This window comes from Peribacillus sp. NPDC096447 (genome assembly GCF_044762725.1).
Classification (GTDB): Bacteria; Bacillota; Bacilli; order Bacillales; family DSM-1321; genus Peribacillus.
In genome coordinates, this window is record NZ_JBIWEV010000021.1 from 1 (window position 1) to 8503 (window position 8503).

Below are 8503 nucleotides of genomic sequence, written 5' to 3' on the forward strand. Positions count from 1 at the left end.
CGTTCTACCCCAGCTACCGTTATCATATATCGATATAAAAATTGTTCAACCAGAAATATCTGGCTGACCTTATAATACGAAGGGGCAGGATAGTTGCATAAGGAATGGAGAATATAAGCTATAAAAATAATGAATGCGGGTGTATGTTTATTGAAACTTCCTAAGGGAGTAACTGGTTTTTATAATGCAAAAACATAATAAGCCACCAATAATTGATGGGAAACAATTTAAACAGCAATGTTTTAGTATCATTAAAAGGAATAACGGAAAAGTGTTGGAATTCGTAGAACCACAATTTGCAACTAATTTTTTAAATGTCGAAGTTAAAGTTTTCGATAAACATTTGCATATAGTGCTTAATGAACATTATCCTTTTTTAGCTTTTGCTTCTTTTGTTGATTTTGAAAATATTAAATTTATTGATGAACCCGAATTATTGAAACAGTTTAGTCCTTTTTATAAGGTTTTGAGTATTGAGGAACTTAACGAACCATTATACATTAAAGAGAGTACTGGAAAGATTATTTTAGAAAATGATAATGAATTGAACAGTGCTGAATTGGAACAAATAGCGTATTGGAAGCCAAAAAGTGTTGGAGAGACAATCTATAATTTTTGGGATTAGAATTAATAATACTATTGAACAAACAGGTGCGTTAGCTGAAAATCAGAGCTGTCCTTAAGGAAGCTCTTTCTTTATGCAACTAAAGGGGGAGGTTAGTTTTGAAAGAAGGTTTAAACCGTAAAGAAAGATTTTGCTATAAATGAAATTTATAAGAAAAATGAGGGTGGGATTTTAGTGCAACGCGAAAAGTGTCCTTGCTGTGGATTTCCGACATTAGACGAGCGTGGGGGTTATGATATATGTGAACTTTGTAATTGGGAAGATGATGGACAAGATGATTTATATGCAGATGAAGTTTGGGGTGGTCCAAATGGAGATTACTCACTTACAGAAGCAAGAAGAAATTTTAATAAACATCTCATTATGTATAGAGATAAAATAAATATACTTAGTCAAACTGATAAAAAAATTGAAACCAAAACGAATTTAATACGTGCGTTTGTTGAATTAGACAACTGTGAAACAGATTCATTAGAATATATGTCACTTTGGAGCAAAATAAAGTCTTACGAGGAGATTTTAAATGAAATTTTACACGATAAGTCTGAAAGATATAGTAACAATATAGAAAATAATAAAGAATTTTTTAAACTTATAAATTCCGGTGATACGGAAAAAGTTATAAATGGCTTATTAGAACTATCCGTAAGTTCAGATGACCTAGATTTTGTTCAAGATATTATGGTTATGTACAGTGAATACGAGGATGCTAAAATTCGTGGTACCGCAATACTTTGTTTGGGACATATTGCAAAAGTATATAAAAAGATAAACAAAGAACTGGTTTTGTTAATAATTAATCAGGGATTTCAAGATGAAAGTAGTTTTGTAAGGGAACAGTCTCGTTTGGCATTGGACGATATAAATTTTTATATAAAATAGAAGTACCTTATTGAACTAACGGGTGCGTTCGTATTATAAGGTTAGCCAGTTTTTACTGGTTGACCTTTTTTTAATAGAATCTATTATATCAGTAGCCAGGGTAGGACGTACGGGTGCGTGGGACTTGATCCCGTGAACTAAACAGTCCGCCCCCTACTTGTAGAAACATGTTTGAGGCTGTTTGGGACGTAGATCTCGTATAACAAGCGAAGCTATGACACTACATGGAGGACTAGGGGTACTGGTAAGTATGTAGAGGAGGGAAAACAATGAATCCAGTTGTTGGTCTGGATGTGGCAAAAGGAGAGAGTCAAGTTCAGGCATTTTTAGATCAATCTAAACCGTATGGGAAGAGCTTTTCAATGAAGCACATTAAAGAGGAATTAGATCATTTTTTAGACTTTTTAAAAGGGATTGAAGAGGTGACAGGGCAGATGCCTATGGTCATTTTAGAATCTACAGGGCATTACCATACCCCTGTTATTCAATACTTGGAGGAACAAGGGATTCTATATATCTTACTAAATCCGATTATTTCTTATCAGGCAAAGAAGACCAGTTTACGGAAGGTAAAAACAGACGCTATCGATGCGTACCAGTTGTGTGTGCTGTATTACAAAGAGGATTTTGACCCTCATAAAATTAGAGGAATTCAGCTTTTAGACCTTCGGAATTTGTCCAGACAACAGGAAATCGTAACGAATATGTATGTGGAAGCTAAACTTCAGTTTCACACCATTTTAGATCAAGTGTTTCCTGAATACCGGAAGGTTTTTGGGGATCTATATTCGAAGGTTTCTTTATTGATGTTAAAGGAATATCCTACATCAGAGGCGGTATTAACGGCCGGAGAAAGTAGACTAGCAGAGAGTGTAATACAGTTCTGTCCTAGCCGATCGGGTGAATGGGCATGGGAAAAAGCAAAAAAAATAATGGATTGCGCATCTCGAAATCCATTTCAAAAAAATGTGTATGAAAGTCACGTAATCAATCTTCGTATGTATATTGAGTTGCTTTTTCATTACCAGGGACACCTTTCTGATTTGGAAGATCGTATAGTGTCCCTGGCAAATGAAATGGAAGAATATAAGATCATCCAATCGATTCCCGGTATAGGAGAAAAAATCGCAGCAACGATTATCTCTGAAATTGGTGAAATCGATCGGTTTAATCACCCGAAAAAACTGGTTGCCTTCGCTGGAGTGGATCCAAGTGTTCACTCATCGGGTAAGTTTACGGCAACCATTAATCGTATAACCAAAAGGGGTTCGAGCAGACTACGTCATTCTCTGTATCTTGCCGTAATATGCGGCATAAGGAGTTCAAGGAACAAAAAGCTTAAAGCCTTCTATGATAAGAAAAAATCGGAAGGAAAACCGGCCAAAGTGTCAATCGTTGCCTGTATGAATAAGTTACTTCATTGGATTTACGCTTTATTAAAGAGAAAAGAAGCATTCCTAGATTTATCCTGATTAACGGTTTTATGAAACAGAGAAAAATCCTTCCAAAAGGGTTTTGGAGGGTTATTTGTCATGAACAAAAATAGTATATCATAAGGGAAATGAAAATTTTAGAGAAAGATATTGACATCCTATTAGCTGGTTAGTTCAATAAAAGAAAAAGGAGAGTACATAGTATACATGGCTAATATATGCCAAAACAAGTAGTCCACTGTGCGGTAAAAATGGCGCAATAGTTGAAAATCGTAATAAGTTGTACTGTAGCTTTTTTTCGAATCGGGGAAATCATTTTATTCATAATATTGAATAATTGGGCCACTCTCCAGATGTAGTCTCCATCCTTCATAAAAGCGTTGGGTACGTTTTTTATCATTTGCAGTAACTCACGAAATATAAGCATATACTTTTAAAAATGCGACAAAGGGTTTATTAAGATACTTATGGAATTACTGAAGGATAGTATCTTTAGGGGGAAAGTATATGCAAACTTTGGAAAAAATCAGCAATCGATGTTGGTATCAAACACCTGTTTCAGAAACGGATAGACCTATTCTAGGTGTAGTGGTTGGAGATAACAGATCGTTAATGATTGATGCAGGAAATTCAGAAGCACATGCAAATTGTTTTCTTAAAGAGCTTAAAGAACAAGGTATTCTACTTCCAAGCATCGTTGTGCTTACACATTGGCACTGGGATCATATTTTTGGTTTGTCTGCTTTGAATATGCTGTCTGTTGCTTCTATTCAAACGAAAGCTAATATTAAGAACCTTGTCTCGTACGAATGGACAGATTCTGCTTTAGAAGAACGAGTGAAATCGGGATTGGAAATTGAATTTTGTGCCAATGCAATCAAAAAAGAATTTGGAAGTGAAAGAAATATTATCATTTCATTACCAGATTTAGCCTTTGAACAGAGAATGGAGCTTGATCTAGGAGGAGTATCTTGTCTTTTGCAGCATGTAGGTGGCAATCATTCCCCAGACTCTATCATTGTCTATATCAAAGAAGAAAAAATACTTTTCCTTGGCGACTCTATTTATGCAGATATCTATTCAAACAAAAGGAATTATACGACTCGAAGTACGATTCAATTATTAGACACAATCGATCAATTTGATGCTGAAATCTATGTCCTATCCCATTGGAAGCCAATATCGAAGGATGAATATCAGAAAGAAGCAATACTATTAAGGACTGTAGCCACCTTGACAGATCAATATGAGGGACGCTTTGAAGATATAAAAAAATCTTATCAACTCAAGCTAAACAGAGAGCTAAATGAAGAAGAGCTTGAAACGATTGGATACTTTGTGAACGGGTTCGAAATAAATAATTAGCTTAAGAGATCAGTCCTCAAGGTTTATAAGAATTCCTATTTAGTTAACGGTGGGCATTTTATAAAATTGCGAATTAATACTCGTTGTTTTACTTGCGGGTCTTGGAGCGACAATAGGAGGCTATTTTAGAAATAGAAAAAAGAAGAGGTACTTTTCTTAATGAACTAACGGGTGCTTTACTTCATTAGCAGGAGCTGATCAGCAGCTCCTTTTCTTATGCAACTATAGGTGCAGGATAGTTCAAGAAGGAAAAACTTCCATTTTCGAATTAAACTATAAATAAAGTATTTTAAAATCAAGCATATCGTGCATAAGGAATGGGGGAATTAGCTTGTTTTCATTTCGTAACATTGACCTATCAAGAGACACTGAAACCATTATTAAGTTTAGAAGAGATTCGTACAGTTAGTTTTGGTGATGAGAGTTTATTCGGAGATAATGACAGTTATTTAAAGAAGATTACCGAAAGGCTTATAAAATTTCCTGGTGGGCTTGTTATTGTTGAAATAGATGGTAAACAAGTAGGGCAAGTTGAGTTGCAGATTAAACAATTTGAGAATAAAGAGATTGGATATGTTAATCTATTTTACTTAATCTCAGAATATCGTGGAAAAGGATACGGGGTTAAACTAATTGAATTTGCAGAACGTTTCTTTCGAGAATATGGTGTTAATGCATACCAATTAAGGGTATCCCACACAAACAAAAGGGCAATAAATTTTTATCAAAAAAATGGATTTGATGTATTAAAAATAGAAGATGAAGATACTGTTCCGAGATTTAGAATGCATAAATTATTATCTACATCTTCTTAAACTAACGGGTGCGTTAGTTCATTAAGGATCACAAAAATAATCAAGAAGATTAAAAAAATAAGTTGTGTTCGAAAAAGGGGAGGGTATAGATATTGCCTTCCCCTTTGTGTTTACAGATAAATTTATATATGACTGTATTGTTTATAATGTACTCGATTTTGTATCTCAAAACAGTTAGAGATTGAATTGGTGCGGTGTTGAGTGGATTAATAACTCTATGTACTCAAATTCATGTCCCTAATGTACTTAACTTTGTGTCTTCGTACATGACTAAATCTCTACCACAGTGCTGTTTCTTATATTTGAAATTAAGAACAAGGCTAAGTTGTCTTATTTCAAAGAAATGATAAAGATTAAAGGATTGCCATGAAGGCAATCCAGATTAGAAAGTGTACCAATGAAAGGAAGTACTTTCCTGGACAGAAGAAGTACTTCTTTTATTTCTCTATATCTAAATAAGTTAGGGATACTTTTAAGTTCGCGTTTTTTTCTCGAATGCGGTCGAGCAATTCTTTGTCTTTTGTCGCATTCTTACTTCGAATAATATAGGTATATAAAATCATTGTACCCAAATTGGTCGTTTCTACCTGACATAGAATATGACTCTCTGTATATTTTTCAAATATGTCATCAAGCAAATTTTGATAATTCAAGTTCTCAGGAACGGTAACTTTTAAAACTTGTGTATCTTTTCCTTTTCCATACTGGAATTTGTATAGTAGGTAAAATATTAAACTTGCAAATAAGGTTAAGACGATGGCTAGATCGAAATGAAACAGTCCACTTGTCATCCCTACACATAGACCAAAAAAGATATAAGCGATGTCTTTCGCATCTGTTACTGCACTTCTAAAACGGATGAGTGAGAATACAGCAAATAATCCAAAAGCTACGCCTGCATTTCCACTAATCACATTCATGACAACAGATACAATTACACTCATCATAATAATCGTATGAACAAATGCTTGGGAATACCGCGCTCCAGTAAAGGTTAATTGATATACTTTTGTAATGACTAGACTTAATACCGTTGCCGTCAGCATGGCCAATAAGGTCATATATATTTCTGTTCCACTTTCAACATCACTCGTTGAAAAAAACTGATTTAAAAAATCCATTATTCCCCTCCCCTAACTAGTACGTCTTCTTTCGTAATTTCAACTGGAATATCTTTCATTTTTAACAACTCTGAACTCGCGCAATACTTTGAAGTACTTCCTTGTTGGCAGTTTAAATCCTGTAATATACGCGTCAGCCATAACGGAACACTATCATTTACTTTCACTTCTAGTACGACTAGATTTGGATCAATAAAGTTTTCTCCTTGTGAACCGTTTTCCAAAAACAGATCATCATTACGGCAGCGTAAATTCAAGTCAAATGTTACACGCAAATCAGGGTCAAATAATCCATGAAACGCATGTCGATCGTAAATTATAATCATCTCAGGCTGTAAGTTATACAAATGTCGAAAATGATGAATTTCCCGCAATACCTGTGTATTCGATGTCTCATAATCCTCTAATATCTCTTCTGATGAGTATAAATAGCGATAAGCTTCAGCTAAGGGAAGGACCAATCTTCTTTTGTTTACAACCTTTTTATGCTTTTGTTTTATTTCAAAAAAAGCAGTACCGTTAATATCCGTGTTCTCGTATACACGCAAACGAAGCTTTTGGCGAAATTTTAATTTGTTCTTTGTTTCAAAGTAAATTTTGTTATCTGGGCTTTCAAAATATAAACTTTTTACGGTATATTTGCCGTCCGTCCCATATTTATCTGAGCGCATATAAGAAGATATATTCTCCACTAATTCCGCATACTGTTCTTTTGTAATTAAATACTTCTGCTCTCTCCTTCTAAAAATTTCAATGACCATTTTTCTTCACTTTCCTTTCTTATCCTTATAATTATTACTGATCTATTTTTAAATCCGAACTCCATTCAATCACTACGTCCACTGCAAAAAATATCTTACAGCTTGATCTTTGTATCAGTACCAATAAATACATCATCTTTATTACTGATAGATCTTCGAAAAAGGAAAAAATTATAACATCCCTTGTCTTATAAAATTCGTTTTAAATGAAATAACCTCTATATTCTATGAACATACTGGACTAGCTGATTGTGCTTTTAAAGGATCTTATGCAACTATAGGGGCAGTTTAGTTGAAGAACAAAAGATTATTTCCATAAGGATGACTTATGGTTATAATTAACAACTTTAAATTTTCCTTATCATTCCAACTGGCGTAAAATTGGAAATAGCAAAAGTAATATCAATTTGAAGTCAGAGGAGAAGGATATAAATGCCTTTTATTTTTAAATCAATTGACCATATACAGCTCGCAGATCCTAAAGGTAGTGAGGACATTGCAAGAAAATTTTTTAAGAATATTTTAGGTTTTGAAGAAGTTGAAAAACCTGAAGAATTAAAGAAACGTGGCGGGGTTTGGTTTGAATTTGGAAATTATCAAATACATATAGGAATCGAAGAACCATTTTATCCAGCCAAAAAGGCACATCCTGCTTTTGAAATAGAAAATATAGAGGAATTAAAAAAACATCTGGTAACAAACGGTATTGATGTTATGGAAGACGATAAACTTCCAGGTGCAAAAAGGTTCTATATTTCTGATCCTTTTGGTAACCGTATGGAATTGTTAGAGTGGATTAAAAGGTAAAAACTTTCTTATTGCATTTTAACGGATGCTTTACTTCAATGACAGGAACTGATCAGCAGCTCCTTTTCTTATAGAACTAAAGGGGCAGGATAGTTGAAGAAGAATGTCCATATTCTACCAAAAGGCTAAATGATTGTTTTCTGATAAAATTATGTGAATTACAGCCTTTTAGGAGGAGAAAGATTGGATGCTTTGGTTGTTGGATTATTGTTTTTAATTCCAGGAATAATCTTTTTCATATTGGTTTTGTTAAAATATACGGAAGAGGAACATCTGAAGGAAGTTAAGAAGTGGAAATGGATAAGAAATGATACCTATGCTTCTTGGGCAGAACAGGATATGATTCTTTTTCACAAAATAGCAAGTAAATCCTATATTATAGCGAAAATAATTCTTATACTGTTATCAATCATCCCAGTTGTAATAGGTGCTTTCGCTTTATGGGACTTTTTTTCGTAGATTGACTCCTTATTCAGCTAACGGGTGCGTTAGCCGAAGATCGAAGCTGTCTTTAAGGCAGCTTTTTGTTATGCAACTAAACCAGCTAATAGTTAGTCAACATTTTTCAATGAAAACTTAAAATATTTCATGCTATACTGAATTTGTGCATGCCAAATAACCTTCCAATGAACCGTATTTGGAAAGTTTTGTGCTATTTAGTTATACTTTTAAACTAGGTTAGATCTTGGAAAGT

General features: G+C 34.0%; 9 protein-coding genes. 7 read left to right on the forward strand and 2 right to left on the reverse strand.

The window, feature by feature from the left end; translation table 11 throughout:
* The first annotated feature begins 184 nt into the window (after positions 1-184).
* The 5 genes from ACIQZD_RS25990 to ACIQZD_RS26010 all read left to right on the forward strand — a co-directional run bounded on the left by ACIQZD_RS25990 (position 185) and on the right by ACIQZD_RS26010 (position 5120).
* Complete coding sequence (locus tag ACIQZD_RS25990; protein WP_402907725.1) at positions 185-625, forward strand: hypothetical protein; 441 nt, start codon at positions 185-187, stop codon at positions 623-625.
* A gap of 174 nt (positions 626-799) precedes the next feature.
* Positions 800-1507, forward strand: a complete 708-nt coding sequence (locus ACIQZD_RS25995; protein WP_402907728.1) for a CPCC family cysteine-rich protein — start codon at positions 800-802, stop codon at positions 1505-1507.
* Positions 1508-1776: 269 nt separating this feature from the next.
* The gene (locus ACIQZD_RS26000) at positions 1777-2979 is read left to right on the forward strand and encodes an IS110 family RNA-guided transposase (protein ID WP_402907731.1); all 1203 of its coding nucleotides are present in this window, start codon (positions 1777-1779) and stop codon (positions 2977-2979) included.
* A gap of 468 nt (positions 2980-3447) precedes the next feature.
* Entirely contained in the window at positions 3448-4305 is an 858-nt protein-coding gene (locus tag ACIQZD_RS26005; RefSeq protein ID WP_402907734.1) for an MBL fold metallo-hydrolase, read from the forward strand.
* A gap of 317 nt (positions 4306-4622) precedes the next feature.
* A complete protein-coding gene (locus ACIQZD_RS26010; protein WP_402907737.1) occupies positions 4623-5120 on the forward strand; it encodes a GNAT family N-acetyltransferase in 498 nt (165 codons plus the stop codon).
* 437 nt (positions 5121-5557) lie between these two features.
* On the opposite strand, the gene ACIQZD_RS26015 is transcribed toward ACIQZD_RS26010, so the two are convergent.
* Together ACIQZD_RS26015 and ACIQZD_RS26020 are read right to left on the reverse strand one after the other, a co-directional pair.
* Positions 5558-6241 carry a DUF4956 domain-containing protein gene (locus ACIQZD_RS26015; protein WP_402907740.1) on the reverse strand — a complete coding sequence of 228 codons (684 nt, stop codon included), beginning with the start codon at positions 6239-6241 and terminating at the stop codon, positions 5558-5560.
* Entirely contained in the window at positions 6241-7002 is a 762-nt protein-coding gene (locus ACIQZD_RS26020) for a polyphosphate polymerase domain-containing protein (protein WP_402907743.1), read from the reverse strand. The genes ACIQZD_RS26015 and ACIQZD_RS26020 overlap by 1 nt, the downstream gene beginning before the upstream one ends.
* Positions 7003-7434: 432 nt before the next feature.
* On the opposite strand from ACIQZD_RS26020, the gene ACIQZD_RS26025 reads away from it, so the two are divergent.
* On the forward strand, positions 7435-7809 hold the full coding sequence (locus tag ACIQZD_RS26025; RefSeq protein WP_402907746.1) for a VOC family protein: 375 nt from the start codon (positions 7435-7437) through the stop codon (positions 7807-7809).
* A gap of 183 nt (positions 7810-7992) precedes the next feature.
* Positions 7993-8268, forward strand: coding sequence for a hypothetical protein (locus ACIQZD_RS26030; RefSeq protein ID WP_402907749.1), 276 nt, complete (start codon positions 7993-7995; stop codon positions 8266-8268).
* The last annotated feature ends 235 nt before the right edge of the window (positions 8269-8503 follow it).

What these genes read in the sequence shown, in the direction of transcription:
- ACIQZD_RS26025 (WP_402907746.1), top strand. Translation starts at nt 7,435, where the DNA reads ATGCCTTTTATTTTTAAATCAATTGACCATATACAGCTCGCAGATCCT.
- ACIQZD_RS26015 (WP_402907740.1), bottom strand. Translation starts at nt 6,241, where the DNA reads ATGGATTTTTTAAATCAGTTTTTTTCAACGAGTGATGTTGAAAGTGGA.
- ACIQZD_RS26000 (WP_402907731.1), top strand. Translation starts at nt 1,777, where the DNA reads ATGAATCCAGTTGTTGGTCTGGATGTGGCAAAAGGAGAGAGTCAAGTT.
- ACIQZD_RS26010 (WP_402907737.1), top strand. Translation starts at nt 4,623, where the DNA reads ATGGGGGAATTAGCTTGTTTTCATTTCGTAACATTGACCTATCAAGAG.
- ACIQZD_RS26005 (WP_402907734.1), top strand. Translation starts at nt 3,448, where the DNA reads ATGCAAACTTTGGAAAAAATCAGCAATCGATGTTGGTATCAAACACCT.
- ACIQZD_RS26020 (WP_402907743.1), bottom strand. Translation starts at nt 7,002, where the DNA reads ATGGTCATTGAAATTTTTAGAAGGAGAGAGCAGAAGTATTTAATTACA.
- ACIQZD_RS25990 (WP_402907725.1), top strand. Translation starts at nt 185, where the DNA reads ATGCAAAAACATAATAAGCCACCAATAATTGATGGGAAACAATTTAAA.